The organism is Streptomyces sp. CA-294286, from assembly GCF_050947155.1.
Lineage (GTDB): Bacteria > Actinomycetota > Actinomycetes > Streptomycetales > Streptomycetaceae > Streptomyces.
This window is the reverse complement of the sequence record NZ_CP192005.1, coordinates 2,239,563-2,251,795: the sequence shown is the minus strand read 5'-3', so window position 1 is coordinate 2,251,795 and position 12,233 is coordinate 2,239,563. Positions and strand designations below refer to the sequence as shown.

At 71.9% G+C, this 12,233-nt stretch carries 9 protein-coding genes; 6 read left to right on the top strand and 3 right to left on the bottom strand.

What is annotated here, in order from left to right; genetic code table 11:
* Positions 1-128 precede the first annotated feature (128 nt).
* The 4 genes from ACQPZG_RS14665 (at position 129) to ACQPZG_RS14650 (ending at position 4,164) form a co-directional block, all read left to right on the top strand.
* Positions 129-1,037, top strand: a complete 909-nt coding sequence (locus tag ACQPZG_RS14665; protein ID WP_433546208.1) for an ABC transporter ATP-binding protein — start codon at positions 129-131, stop codon at positions 1,035-1,037.
* Positions 1,034-1,879, top strand: a complete 846-nt coding sequence (locus tag ACQPZG_RS14660; protein ID WP_433546207.1) for an ABC transporter permease subunit — start codon at positions 1,034-1,036, stop codon at positions 1,877-1,879. Before ACQPZG_RS14665 ends, ACQPZG_RS14660 begins: the two co-directional genes overlap by 4 nt.
* A gap of 173 nt (positions 1,880-2,052) precedes the next feature.
* On the top strand, positions 2,053-3,291 hold the full coding sequence (gene fahA, locus ACQPZG_RS14655; protein ID WP_433546206.1) for a fumarylacetoacetase: 1,239 nt from the start codon (positions 2,053-2,055) through the stop codon (positions 3,289-3,291).
* Between the two features lie 162 nt (positions 3,292-3,453).
* Entirely contained in the window at positions 3,454-4,164 is a 711-nt protein-coding gene (locus tag ACQPZG_RS14650) for a GOLPH3/VPS74 family protein (RefSeq protein WP_433546205.1), read from the top strand.
* Positions 4,165-4,365: 201 nt separating this feature from the next.
* On the opposite strand, the gene ACQPZG_RS14645 is transcribed toward ACQPZG_RS14650, so the two are convergent.
* The 3 genes from ACQPZG_RS14645 to ACQPZG_RS14635 form a co-directional block, all read right to left on the bottom strand.
* Complete coding sequence (locus tag ACQPZG_RS14645) at positions 4,366-5,529, bottom strand: epoxide hydrolase family protein (RefSeq protein WP_433546204.1); 1,164 nt, start codon at positions 5,527-5,529, stop codon at positions 4,366-4,368.
* 315 nt (positions 5,530-5,844) lie between these two features.
* Positions 5,845-7,836 (bottom strand): CocE/NonD family hydrolase, encoded by a 1,992-nt coding sequence (locus ACQPZG_RS14640; RefSeq protein WP_433546203.1) that lies wholly within the window; start codon positions 7,834-7,836, stop codon positions 5,845-5,847.
* A gap of 17 nt (positions 7,837-7,853) precedes the next feature.
* Complete coding sequence (locus ACQPZG_RS14635; protein ID WP_433549409.1) at positions 7,854-9,269, bottom strand: peptide MFS transporter; 1,416 nt, start codon at positions 9,267-9,269, stop codon at positions 7,854-7,856.
* Positions 9,270-9,570: 301 nt separating this feature from the next.
* Here ACQPZG_RS14635 and ACQPZG_RS14630 point away from each other — a divergent pair, with 301 nt between their 5' ends.
* Both ACQPZG_RS14630 and ACQPZG_RS14625 read left to right on the top strand, forming a co-directional pair.
* A complete protein-coding gene (locus ACQPZG_RS14630) occupies positions 9,571-10,581 on the top strand; it encodes a polyprenyl synthetase family protein (RefSeq protein ID WP_433546202.1) in 1,011 nt (336 codons plus the stop codon).
* 244 nt (positions 10,582-10,825) lie between these two features.
* Entirely contained in the window at positions 10,826-12,112 is a 1,287-nt protein-coding gene (locus ACQPZG_RS14625) for a LolA family protein (protein ID WP_433546201.1), read from the top strand.
* Positions 12,113-12,233 lie beyond the last annotated feature (121 nt).

The window sequence follows — 12,233 nt, the reverse complement described above, 5'->3', positions numbered from 1 at the left end:
GATCGTAGGCATCCGCACCTGACGGGACATCCGACCGTGGCAGTACAACCACGGTTGACCACCGGGCTCTGCGATTGTCATCGGTGGTCCGACTACGGGCACGGTTGCCCACCGGCACTGTGGTCCCCGTGATCGAAGTCAACGAACTCACGAAGCGATACGGCAGCACGACGGCCGTCAACGAACTGACCTTCACCGTGCGCCCCGGCCAGGTGACCGGGTTCCTCGGTCCGAACGGTGCGGGCAAGAGCACCACGCTGCGGATGATCCTCGGCCTGCACGAGCCCAGCAGCGGCACCGTCACCGTCGACGGCCGCTCCTTTCGCGACCGCCCCCGCGGTCTGCGCCACGTCGGCTCCCTTCTCGACGCGCACGACGTGCACGGCGGGCGCAGCGCGGAGGCTCAGCTGTCCGCCCTCGCCCGCAGCAACCGCATCCCGCAGCGCCGGGTGGAGGAGGTGCTGCGGGAGGTCGGCCTCGCCGAGGTCGCCCGGCGCCGCATCGGCGGATTCTCGCTCGGCATGAAGCAGCGGCTCGGCATCGCCTCCGCCCTGCTCGGCGAACCGCCGGTCCTGCTGTTCGACGAACCGCTCAACGGCCTCGACCCGGAAGGCGTGAAGTGGGTGCGCGACCTGTTCAGGCGGCTCGCCGCCGAGGGCCGCACGGTCTTCGTCTCCAGCCACCTCATGTCCGAGATGGAGCACACCGCCGACCAGCTGATCGTCATCGGCCGCGGCGAGCTGATCGCGGCGGAGAGCCTCGCGGAGTTCTCCGCCCGCGGCACCCGGCAGAGCGTCACGGTGGGCACGCCTGCCGCTGCCGTCCTGAGCGGGCTGCTGGCCGCCGAAGGCGCGGCCGTCGACGCGACGGGCGACCTGCTGGCCGTGACCGGAGCGACCGCGGTCCGGATCGGTGAGCTCGCCATGGAGCACCGCATTCCGCTGCACCACCTCAGCACCCGGTCCGCCTCCTTGGAGGAGGCGTTCATGGAACTCACCGCCGACAGCGTGCAATACCTCGCAGGAGACCCCCAATGACCAGTGCATACGCCTCCGTCGGCGGACTTGGCGCCGACGAGCCCCGCGCCCGCTTCCTCGACCTGGTGGCCGCCGAGTGGATCAAGCTCCGGTCGCTGCGCTCCACGTGGATCGCGTACGGGGCCACCGCCCTGGCCGTCACGGCGTTCAACGCGGGAACCGCCTACGACACCTACAGCCACTGGCCGGAGCGGGGCGCGGCGGACCCGGCCGACTACGTCCGGGCCGGAATTCCGCTCCAGGAGGCGTTCACCGCGAACGCCGCCATGGTCATGATGCTCGCCCTCGGTGCCATCGGCGCCCTCGCGATCATCGGCGAGTACAGCACGGGCACCATCCGCACGACGTTCGCGGCCGTCCCGGACCGCCGTTCGGTGATGGCCGCCAAGACGGTGGTCGTCACGGCGGTCGCCGGCGTCTTCGGCTCTGTCGTCGCGGGGACCTCGTTCGTCCTGACGCAGGCGATCCTCGACGGCCGGGACGCGGGCATCCCGATCAGCCACCCGGGCGCCCTGCGCGTCGTCGTGGCGTCCGCCCTCCTGGCGCCCGTGTGCGCGGTCGTCGGCATGGCCATCGGCTCCGTCGTCCGGCACACCTCGGCCACCCTGGTCGCCTCGGTGGCGGTCATCCTCGTGCTGCCCCTCGTCTTCTCCGACGGGCGCCACTGGTCGGCGGTCGCCGGGCACGCCACGCTCTACCAGGCGTGGTTGCGGCTCGTGGAGGTCGGCACCCCGCAGACCGACTACCCGTGGACGACCGGCGGAGCCTGGACCGTCTACGCGGTGTGGGCGCTGACCGCGGCCGTGCTCGCCGTCACCGGCGCACAGCGGCGCGACCAGTGAGAGGACCGGCCGGCCATCGCCCGCCGCACTCGTTCGTGGCGTGACGGGTGCCCGGCGGAATTCTCGCCGCCCGCACGGGCTTACCGGACATTGGGAACTCTTTGCCCCCTGCCGTGTCAGGCGTCCCCCACGTAACGTGTGTGCCAACGACCCGGAAAGCGAGGCAGTACCCCATGCCCGAGCAGTCCACGCCAGCGTCCCCGCTCGACGTCCCCGAGGGCGACCCCTTCGGTCCGCACAACCTCCCCTACGGCGTGTTCTCCACCGCGGACGCGCCCGAGCGGCGCCGCGTCGGAGTCCGTATCGGCGGCCATGTGCTGGACGCGGGAGCCGCCGCCCTGGCGCTCGGCTCCCCGTACGCCCAGCTCCTCGCCCAGCCCACCCTCAACCCGCTGCTCGCGGCGGGCCGCACCGCCTGGCGCGACGTGCGCCGCGCGCTCACCGCCTGGGTCACCAGCCCCGCGCACCGCGAGGACATAGAGCCGTTGCTGCACCCGCTCGGCGCGGTCACGCTGCACCTGCCGTACGAGGTCGCGGACTACGTCGACTTCTACGCGAGCGAGCACCACGCCACGAACGTCGGCAGGATCTTCCGCCCGGACGGCGACGCGCTGACGCCCAACTGGAAGCACCTGCCGATCGGTTACCACGGCCGGTCCGGCACCGTCGTGGTCTCCGGGACGGACGTGGTGCGCCCCGCCGGTCAGCGCAAGGCGCCCACCGATCCCGCGCCCGTCTTCGGCCCTTCGGTGAAGCTGGACATCGAGGCCGAGGTCGGTTTCGTCGTCGGCACGCCGTCCGAGCTGGGCAGGCCCGTCGCGCTGGCCGACTTCCGCGACCACGTCTTCGGTCTGTCGCTCCTCAACGACTGGTCGGCGCGCGACATCCAGGCCTGGGAGTACGTTCCGCTGGGCCCCTTCCTCGGCAAGTCGTTCACCACCTCGGTGTCGGCGTGGGTGACACCGCTGGAGGCGTTGGAGGCGGCCCGCGTGGCCCCGCCCGCCAGGGACCTCCCGCTGCTCCCGTACCTGGACGACGCGGAGGACGAGGACCCGGGCGGTTTCGACCTGCGCATCTCCGTGGCGATCAACGGCCAGGTCGTCGCCGAGCCGCCGTTCGCCGGCATGTACTGGACGGCGGCGCAGCAGCTCGCGCACATGACGGTCAACGGGGCGTCGCTGCGCACGGGCGACCTGTACGGATCGGGCACGGTCAGCGGTCCCGAGACCGGCCAGCGCGGTTCGCTGCTCGAACTGACCTGGAACGGACGCGACCCGATCGAACTCGCCGAGGGCAAGCGGACGTTCCTGGAGGACGGGGACGAGGTCACCCTGACGGCGTGGGCCCCCGGCCCGGACGGCACGCGCGTGGGACTGGGCGAGGTCACGGGGCGCATCGTGGCGGCCGGCTGACACCCGGCCGAGGGGACTCCGCGGCCCGCCGGGTACCGGGCCGACCGGGGCCGCGTGCGGTCGACGCTGCGGCCTGCCGTGGCCCGGACCCGGCGTGGCGGGGTCGCCGGAGGGCTGGAACCCCGGGCGTCGGGGAAGCCTGTACGGGAGACCCCGGTCCCCATGCAGGAGGCTGACGTCCTGATGCCCGCCGACCCGTCGCACGAGCCGTACCTGTCCCTGCCCGAGGAGTTGCTGCTGCTCGGCCTCCACCCCGAGAAGGGCGGTGCGCGCGTCAGCCTCCGCTACCTGGAGTACGGGGTGGCGGGCGCCGTCCTCACGGTCCTGGACGGGGCGGGCTGCGTGGAGCGGGACCGCAGCAGGGTGCGCGTCCGCACCCACGTCCCGCCGCCCGCCCTGACCTCCGGGCCGGCGGCCGACCCGGTGGCGGTGCGGATGCTCGCCGGACTGCCAGGGCCGGGGAAGGGGCGGGACGGCAGCATCCGCACCGCCTCCTTCATCCGGCGCACCCGGCGCGAGGCGACCGGGCTCTACCTGGACCGGTTGGTCGAACGGGGCGTGCTGCGGCGCGAGTCGAGGCGCGTCCTCGGCCTCTTCCCGGTGGTCCGCCATCCGGCCGCAGGACCGGACCGGTCGGCTCCGCTCCACCGTCGGCTGACCGTGGCGGCGAAGTCCGGTTTCCCCGATCCCCGCGACCGGCTGCTGGCCGCCCTCCTCTCCGCCACCGACCTGGCGAACCGCCATTTCCCCGGCCGCGCGGCCCGCCCCGTGCGCGCGGCGATGCGCGATCTCGCCAAGCAGGAGTGGACGGCCAAGGCGGTCCGCGGTGCGGTGGACGGCGACAAGGCGGCCAGCCACGGCGGAGGAGGCTGAGCACCCGGGGCGTCCCCGAGCCGGGTGCCTTCCGAGCCGGGCACCTTCCGGGGTGCGGGGCCTTCCGAGCCGGGTACCTCCGGAGCCGGGCGCCCCGGAGCCGGTAACTCCGGGGCCTGGCGTCCCGCGCCGAGCGACTTCCGGACCCCGCGCCGAGCGTCCCCGGGCGGCACCCCACGACCCGCACCGGCCCGCACGCCCCTACCGCAACGCCCGGAAGAACTCCCGAATGTCCGTCGTCAGCAGGTCCGGCTCCTCCAGCGCGGCGAAGTGGCCGCCCCGGTCGGTCACGTCCGTCCACCGTACGATCGTGTTCTCGCGTTCCGCGTACCGCCGGATGCCCACGTCGTGCGCCAGTACCAGAACGCCCGTCGGGACGCCGGAGTCCTTGTTGGGCTCGCCCCAGCCCTGCTCCTGGGCGTAGCCCACGTACGCGGCGGACGCGGCCGTTCCGGTCAGCCAGTAGAGCATCACGTTCGTCAGCAGCCGGTCCCGGTCGAGGATCTCCTCGGGCCGTTCGGAGCGCGGGTACGTCCACTCGCGGAACTTGTCCATGATCCAGGCGAGTTGGGCGACCGGCGAGTCGATCAGCCCGTAGCCGAGTGTCTGCGGGCGGGTCGACTGGATGGCCATGTAGCCGTACTCGTCCTCCATGTACGCCTCGATCCGGGCGATCCGGTCCCGCTCGACAGAGGTCATCGACGCCAGCTCCGCCTCCGCGAGCGGAGGGTCCGGCATCGGACCCGGGTCGCCGTTCACGTGGACGCCCACCATGTGCTCCGTGGCCACCCGCCCCAACTCCGGCGACACGCGCGCCCCGAGGTCGCCGCCGTGGGCCCCGTACCTGTCGTACCCCAGTCGGTTCATCAGTTCCGCCCAGGCGCGGGCGATCCGCGGGGTGTCCCAGCCGCTCTCCGCGACCGGGCCGGAGAAGCCGAAGCCGGGGAGGGAGGGCACGACCACGTGGAAGGCGTCCGCCGGGTCGCCGCCGTGTGCGCGCGGGTCGGTCAACGGCCCGATGACGTCGAGGAATTCCACGACCGACCCGGGCCAGCCGTGCGTCAGCACCAGCGGGAGCGCGTCGGGCTCGGGGGAGCGGACGTGCAGGAAGTGGATGCGCTGACCGTCGATCTCGGTGGTGAACTGCGGGTACTCGTTGAGTTCGCGCTCCGCCGCCCGCCAGTCGTACGTCTCCCGCCAGTACGCGACGAGCGCGCGCAGCCACTGTGTCGGTGCGCCGGTGGCCCAGCCGTCCCCGGGCAGCGGAGTCGGCCAGCGGGTGGCGTCCAGCTTCGCGTGGAGGGTGTCCAGCTCGTGCTGCGGGACGTCGATGCGGAACGGGATGACCTGCTCGTTTCGGCTCATGGAAACAACCTAGGTCGCACCTAGGACAGCTTTCGTCCTAGCTGAACGCCGGATTCCACCGTCCTGCCGGCTGCGTGCCGCGGCCGGGGTCCAGCAGGTGCTGCCGTCCCGGGTGCGGCACCGCGTCGGCGTGCTGGAGCCCGTCGCGCCGCGGCACCGCGTCCGGCCCGGCCCAGGCCGTCGCGGTGTCCCTCCCGCCCGGCGCCGCGGGCGTCGACCCGGACGAGCCGCCCGCGGTCGCCGCCGCCTGCCGCGAGCACGACCGTCTCCGCTTCGACGGTCCCGTACGGAGGGGGCTGCGCCCGTGCCCGGAACCTAGCCCGCGGTACGCGGAATGCGGCGTTCCCACACGCGGTGGAACACCACCTCGCCGCCGTCCTTGCAGGTCACCTCGTTGAGGGTGAGGAAGTCGGCCGCGTCGCAGGTGATCTCGGAGCGGGTCGTGATCTCCGTGTCCCACGCCCTCTCCGGTCGCCGGAGCCTGATCGTCCAGTCGGACCGGGTGCGTGCCGACAGGGGGTCGCGCTCGTCGATCGTGTACGTCTCCAGGGCGTCCTCGGTGAATTCGAGGCCGTCGGGGTAGATCCGCGTACCGCCGTAGCGCGGGTCGACCTCCAGCTTCCACTCGCCCTTGGCGACGTCCCGTACGACGAGTCGCTCGGGACGTGGGTCGGGGTCGGCGGGGAACTCCACGTCCAACGGAGCCGACTGTTCCGGTTCTTCGAAGCGGATGTCCGGGAACTCGGTGTGCGGCCGTACCGGAAGTTCCAGTTCCGAACCCGCCGGGTCGAGCACGAAGCCCGCCGAGCCCGCCTGCGGCCAGATCCACGGCCAGTAGGCGGAGGAGACGGAGAGCCGGACGCGGTGGCCGGGCGGGAAGGTGTGCCCGATGCCGTTCAGTTCGAACTCGACGGTCTCGGTCGCGCCGGGCGTCCACGCGTCCACGCGGTCGCGGCCGTGGCGGGCGGAGAGGTTGAGTACGCCCCGGGTGACCAGCGTGGACGACCCGTCGGGCGCCACGTCGCAGAGCCGGGCGATCGCTTGGCCCCGGGGGACGTCCACGGTGAGGCGCAGCCGGACCTTCGCCCGGCCCAGGATCTCGATCGGCGCCTGGGGCACGGGGAAGTCGAAGCACGCCGACCTGGCGTCCTCGTCGCGCTGGTCGGGCGGCAGGTCGGAGTCGTTGCCGAAGGGGAAGAACCGTCCGGCGTCGAGCCCGGTGTGCATCGGCGAGTCGACCACCACGGGCGTGCCCCGCAGCCCGTACGTGACGGGAGTGACGAGGGGCGACGGCCAGGCGGCGTCGGCGACCCAGCGGCCGGGGAGTTCCGGGTAGGCCGTCGCGGGCGGGTGCGACTCGCTGATCCAGGAGCGCAGCAGGGGCTCGTCCATGATCCCGGTCGGTTCCTCCTTGAGGTGCTGGTCCCACCAGCGCAGGGTCTCCTGGAGGAAGCCGATGGCGGGTCCCGGCGGAAGCCCGCGGTCCGGGTACTGGTGCGACCACGGGCCGATCAGTCCCCGTACCTTCGCCGGGTCGAGGTGCTCGACCAGTCGCAGGACGGTGTCCCGGTACGGGTCGTGCCAGCCGCCGACCGCCAGGACGGCCGCGTCGATCTTCGAGTAGTCCTCGCAGACGCTGCCGTGCCGCCAGTAGTCGTCGCGGGTCTGGTGGGACAGCCAGGTGTGGATGAACGGGTCCACGGCGTCGAGCCGCTTCAGCCACATGTCCTTCCACGCGTCGCCGACCTGCGCCGGGTCCGGCGGCCGGGACACGAACGCGAGCATCGTCGCGGCCCAGGCGTGCATGTCGACGGCCAGCACGGAGCCGCCCGTGTAGTGCACGTCGTTGTCGTAGCGGTCGTCGGCGGAGCACACGGTGACGACCGCCTTGAGCGGCTCGGGCGCGAGCGCGGCGATCTGGAGGGAGTTGAAGCCGCCCCAGGAGATGCCGAACATGCCGACCCTGCCCGTGCACCAGGACTGCTCCGCGAGCCAGTTCACCACCTCCACGCCGTCGCTCAGCTCCTGGGCGTCGTACTCGTCGCCCGGCAGGCCCTCGCTGTTGCCGTGCCCGCGCACGTCCACGCGCACCGAGGCGTAGCCGTGGCCCGCGTACCAGGGATGGCGCTGGGAGTCCCGCGGGGCGGTCCAGTCGCTCAACCGGTACGGGAGGTACTCCAGCAGCGCCGGTACGGGCTCGTCCGTCACGGGCCGCCAGATCCGCGCGTACAGGTGCGTGCCGTCGGCGAGGGGGATCGTCACGTCCTCGCGGGTCGTGACGTACGGGAAATCGGTTCGTACGTGCATCGGGAAGCCGCCTCGACTCAGTGAACGGGGTGCATGGTGCGCTTGAGCCACGGTCCGGCCGCGATGACGGCCAGGCCCGCCGCGACCGCGACGGCGCCGTTGACGCCGAAGTACACGGGATGGGAGAGCTGCCCGTAGAGCTTCACGGTCTGGGCCTGGATGCCGTTGGCGAGCGCGAGGGACAGGAACCACAGGGCCATGGTCTGGCTGGCGAACGCCTTCGGCGCGAGCTTGGTGGTGGCCGACATGCCCGAGGTCTGGAGCAGGATGTCGCCGAGCCCGAGCAGCAGGTACGAGCCGACGATCCACCAGGCGGCCATCCGGTACGTGTCGGTGGTGTGCCCGGAGGTGGGCACCACCATCAACAGGAAGGAGAGGCCGCCGAGGATCACGCCGATCGCGATCTTGCGGGAGGCGTGCGGCTGCCGCGTGCCCATCCGTACCCACAGCGCGGCGACCACGGGGGCCAGCGCGACCTCGAAGGCGCCGAGCGCGGAGGCGTACCAGCTGACCGGGAAGTCGAAGCCGAGCAGGTGCGTCTCGGTGTTCGACTGCGCGAGCAGCATCATCGTGGAGTACGCCTGGAACAGGATGAAGTTGAACGCGACCGAGGCCAGGAAGAGCACCACGTACGGGCGCAGGTGTGCGCGTTCGGGCGCGGTGACCCGGGGGCTGCGGAACATCACCGCGAAGTAGACGACCGGCGCGACGACCGAGATCAGCGTCAGGACGTCCACGAAACGGTCCATGGTCAGCCAACCCGCCAGTGCGAGCAGCGTGCCGACGGCGGCCACCGCGACCACTCCGGCGACGAGCGCCCGCACCGTGCGGCGCATCTTCTCCGGCGGCAGCGCGAACTCCGCCCCCTCCTTGCGTCCGGCCAGGTGACGCCGTCCGGCCACGTACTGGATCAGGCCCAGCGTCATGCCGATCGCGGCGGCCGAGAAGCCCCAGTGCCAGCCGCGGTGGTCGGCGAGCCAGCCGGTGACCAGCGGGCCGAGGAAGGCGCCGATGTTGATGCCCATGTAGTAGAGGGCGAAACCGGCGTCGCGGCGCTCGTCGGCGGTCCGGTAGAGCTTGCCGACCATGCTGGCGACGTTCGGCTTCAGGAGACCGGTTCCGGCGCTGATCAGACCGAGGCCGACCCAGGTGAAGACGTCGGTGGGCACCGCCATCGCGTAGTGGCCGCAGGCGATGAGGACGCCGCCCCACAGGACGGCGCGGTACGAGCCGAGGATCCGGTCCGCGAGCCAGCCGCCCGCCACGGACACCAGATAGACGAGCGTGCCGTACGCCGCGCCGAGGGAGGCCGCGCTGCCCGACTCCATCCCCATGCCGCCGTCGGCCACGGTGGCGGCGAAGTACAGGACGAGGATCGCCTGCATGCCCAGGAACGAGAACCGCTCCCAGACCTCAAGACCCGACAGGGTCATCAGGCCCTTCGGCTGGCCGAAGAAGGCGGTGTCGTCGCCGGGCGGCGGTTGCGCTGCCGTCCCTGCGGGAGCCGTGGCTCCGGGGGGATCCTCGGGTGGGGGGTCGGGCTCTGTTCGTGACAAAGGATTGCTCCTGGTCGAATCAACTTTTCACGAACATACCGGTGCATTCGCGACTGTGCTCAAGGGGACAGGGCGCTGGTCTCGGTGATCGAAAGTCGACGGGATAGGCTGACTTGTTGAGTGATGCCAGCGACAGATCGACAATCCGTTTGATCGTCAGCAGACAGGAGTAACCCTCGTGACCGTCGTCGGGCCGTTCGGACTGAGCGTGCGGGACCAGGCTCTGGAGACCGATGTCCAGGCCGGACTGGCAGCCGTCGAGGAGGGACTGCTCGACGCGACCAAGAGCGAGGTCCCCTTCATCACGGAGGCCGCGCAGCACCTCGTACGCGCAGGTGGGAAGCGTTTCCGGCCACTCCTCGTGATGCTGGCGTCGCAGTTCGGCGACCCCCACGCCCCGGGCGTCGTGCCCTCCGCGGTGGTCGTGGAGCTGACGCACCTGGCGACGCTCTACCACGACGACGTGATGGACGAGGCGGACGTGCGCCGCGGCGTGCCCAGCGCGAACTCGCGCTGGGACAACTCCGTCGCGGTCCTCACCGGCGACTTCCTCTTCGCCCGCGCCTCGCACATCCTTGCGGACCTGGGCCCGGAGGCCGTGCGCATCCAGGCCCAGGCGTTCGAACGCCTCGTGACCGGTCAGATCCTGGAGACCGCGGGGCCGCGCGACGGGCGCGACCCGATCGACCACTACCTCGACGTCATGGCGGGCAAGACGGGCTCGCTGGTCGCCGTCTCCTGCCGGTTCGGCGCGATGATCGCCGGCGCCGACGAGAGCGTCGTCGACATCCTCACGCAGTACGGCGAGCGCCTGGGCACCGCCTTCCAGCTCGCCGACGACGTCCTCGACATCGCCAGCGACAGTCACGAGTCCGGCAAGACGCCGGGCACCGACCTGCGCGAGGGCATCCCCACGCTGCCGGTGCTGCACCTGCGGGCGATGGCGGAGGCCGAGGAGCGGCCGGAGGACATCGAGCTGTGCGCACGGCTCGACGGCGACCTGTCGGGCGACGCGGAGCTGGCCGCCGTACTGGAGCGGCTGCGGGCGCACCCCGCCCTGGAGCAGGCGCGGCGCGACACCGTGCGGTACGCGGAGGAGGCCAGGGCCGTCCTGGCGCCGCTGCCGGACTGCTACGCCAAGTCGGCGCTGGCGGAGCTGTGCGACGCGGTGGTGCACCGGGCGGGCTGACGCGCCGCGCACGAAGTCCTTGTAGGAGCCACCGGTTCTTCCCCACCCCCTGGTGCGGAGGAACCGGTGGTTTCTGTCATCCCGTGGGTGTAGACGAGGTTGCACCCGGGGGCTGACGCAATGCGCCAACCATTTTGGTCTGATTGACCTCACCACTCCTGACCAATTCGGGTGAGAATGGCGGCGCGGGAGTGGGACGAGCGCGAGGACGACGGCCGCCAACTTCACGGAGGTAGGGGCACACATGGCACCGAACGGCAATGCAGAGACCACCGAGGGCACCCGGACGGTGCGCCGCCGCAAGGCCGCGCGTTACGCGGTGCCGGTCGCGGTGGCGGGGGTGGCGGGGCTGACCCTCGGGCTCGTCCCGGCGCTCGCCAGCGCCGGCGACCCGGACCTGCCGCAGATCACCGCGCAGCAGCTCATCGAGAAGATGGCCGCCTCGGACACCCAGCAGCTGTCCGGCACCGTCAAGATCAGCACGGACCTGGGCCTGCCCTCGTTCGACGGCCTGGCCGGCGCCCTCGGCGGCGCGGCCAAGGACGCCCCGGGCGGCTCCGGCGGCGGTTCGTCCGCCGACCCGCAGGCCAAGCTGATGCAGCTCGCCTCGGGTACGCACACGCTGCGCGTCGCGGCCGACGGCCCCGACCGGCAGAAGGTGTCCTTGCTCGACGAGGCGTCCGAGTACAGCCTGATCCACAACAAGGACCAGGTCTGGGCGTACGACAGCGCCTCGAACGAGGTGTTCCACGCGAAGGCCCCGCGCGACGCGGTCCAGGGCGAGCCCGACGGCGACAAGCACCGGGACCTTCCCGAGGGGATACCGGGCACGCCCAAGGAGTTCGCCGAGCAGGCACTCAAGGCGTCCGAGAAGGACACGTCCGTGACGGTCGACGGCACGGCGCAGGTCGCCGGCCGGGACGCCTACCAGCTGCTCATCAAGCCCAAGCAGTCCGGTTCGACGGTCGGTGAGATCCGGATCGCGGTGGACGCGAAGAACGGCGTTCCGCTGAAGTTCACGCTGTCCCCGAGCAGCGGCGGCAAGGCCGCGGTCGACGCGGGCTTCACCAAGGTCGACTTCGCCAGGCCGGCCGCGGGCACCTTCGACTTCAGCCCGCCCAAGGGAGCGAAGGTCACCGAGGCCGACGCGCTGAAGGACCGCGAGGGCGGCAAGGGGAAGAACTCCGGGGACTTCGGCCTCGGCAAGGACTTCGGCAAGGACCTGGAGAAGGAGTTCGGCAAGGGCGGCGCCGGCGCGGGCGGCGTCCAGGTCCTCGGCGAGGGCTGGACGTCGATCGCCCGGATCGACACCGGGGCTCCGGGTGTCGGAGCCGGTGCGGAGAAGGGCGAGATGCCCGCGCAGGCCCAGGGCCTGATCGACTCGCTGGGCGACAAGGTGTCCGGCAAGTTCGGCGAGGGCCGGGTCTTCTCGACCCGCCTGGTCAACGCCCTGATGACGGACGACGGCAAGGTCTACGTCGGAGCGGTCACCAAGGACGCCCTGGTGAAGGCCGCCAACGAGGCCAAGTAGGCGCACGCACCGGGAGGGTCGGGGCGGGTACGAGGTGCGGGGGGAACGTACGGGCTCGGTCCCGTACGTTCCCCCCGGCGTACGGGATCGGCCCTGAGCGTGCGCCGTCCCGAGCCGTCCC

Excerpts from the sequence above, each read along its gene's own strand:
- ACQPZG_RS14660 (WP_433546207.1), top strand. The coding sequence starts at position 1,034 with ATGACCAGTGCATACGCCTCCGTCGGCGGACTTGGCGCCGACGAGCCC.
- fahA (WP_433546206.1), top strand. The coding sequence starts at position 2,053 with ATGCCCGAGCAGTCCACGCCAGCGTCCCCGCTCGACGTCCCCGAGGGC.
- ACQPZG_RS14650 (WP_433546205.1), top strand. The coding sequence starts at position 3,454 with ATGCAGGAGGCTGACGTCCTGATGCCCGCCGACCCGTCGCACGAGCCG.
- ACQPZG_RS14645 (WP_433546204.1), bottom strand. The coding sequence starts at position 5,529 with ATGAGCCGAAACGAGCAGGTCATCCCGTTCCGCATCGACGTCCCGCAG.
- ACQPZG_RS14640 (WP_433546203.1), bottom strand. The coding sequence starts at position 7,836 with ATGCACGTACGAACCGATTTCCCGTACGTCACGACCCGCGAGGACGTG.
- ACQPZG_RS14635 (WP_433549409.1), bottom strand. The coding sequence starts at position 9,269 with ATGACCCTGTCGGGTCTTGAGGTCTGGGAGCGGTTCTCGTTCCTGGGC.
- ACQPZG_RS14625 (WP_433546201.1), top strand. The coding sequence starts at position 10,826 with ATGGCACCGAACGGCAATGCAGAGACCACCGAGGGCACCCGGACGGTG.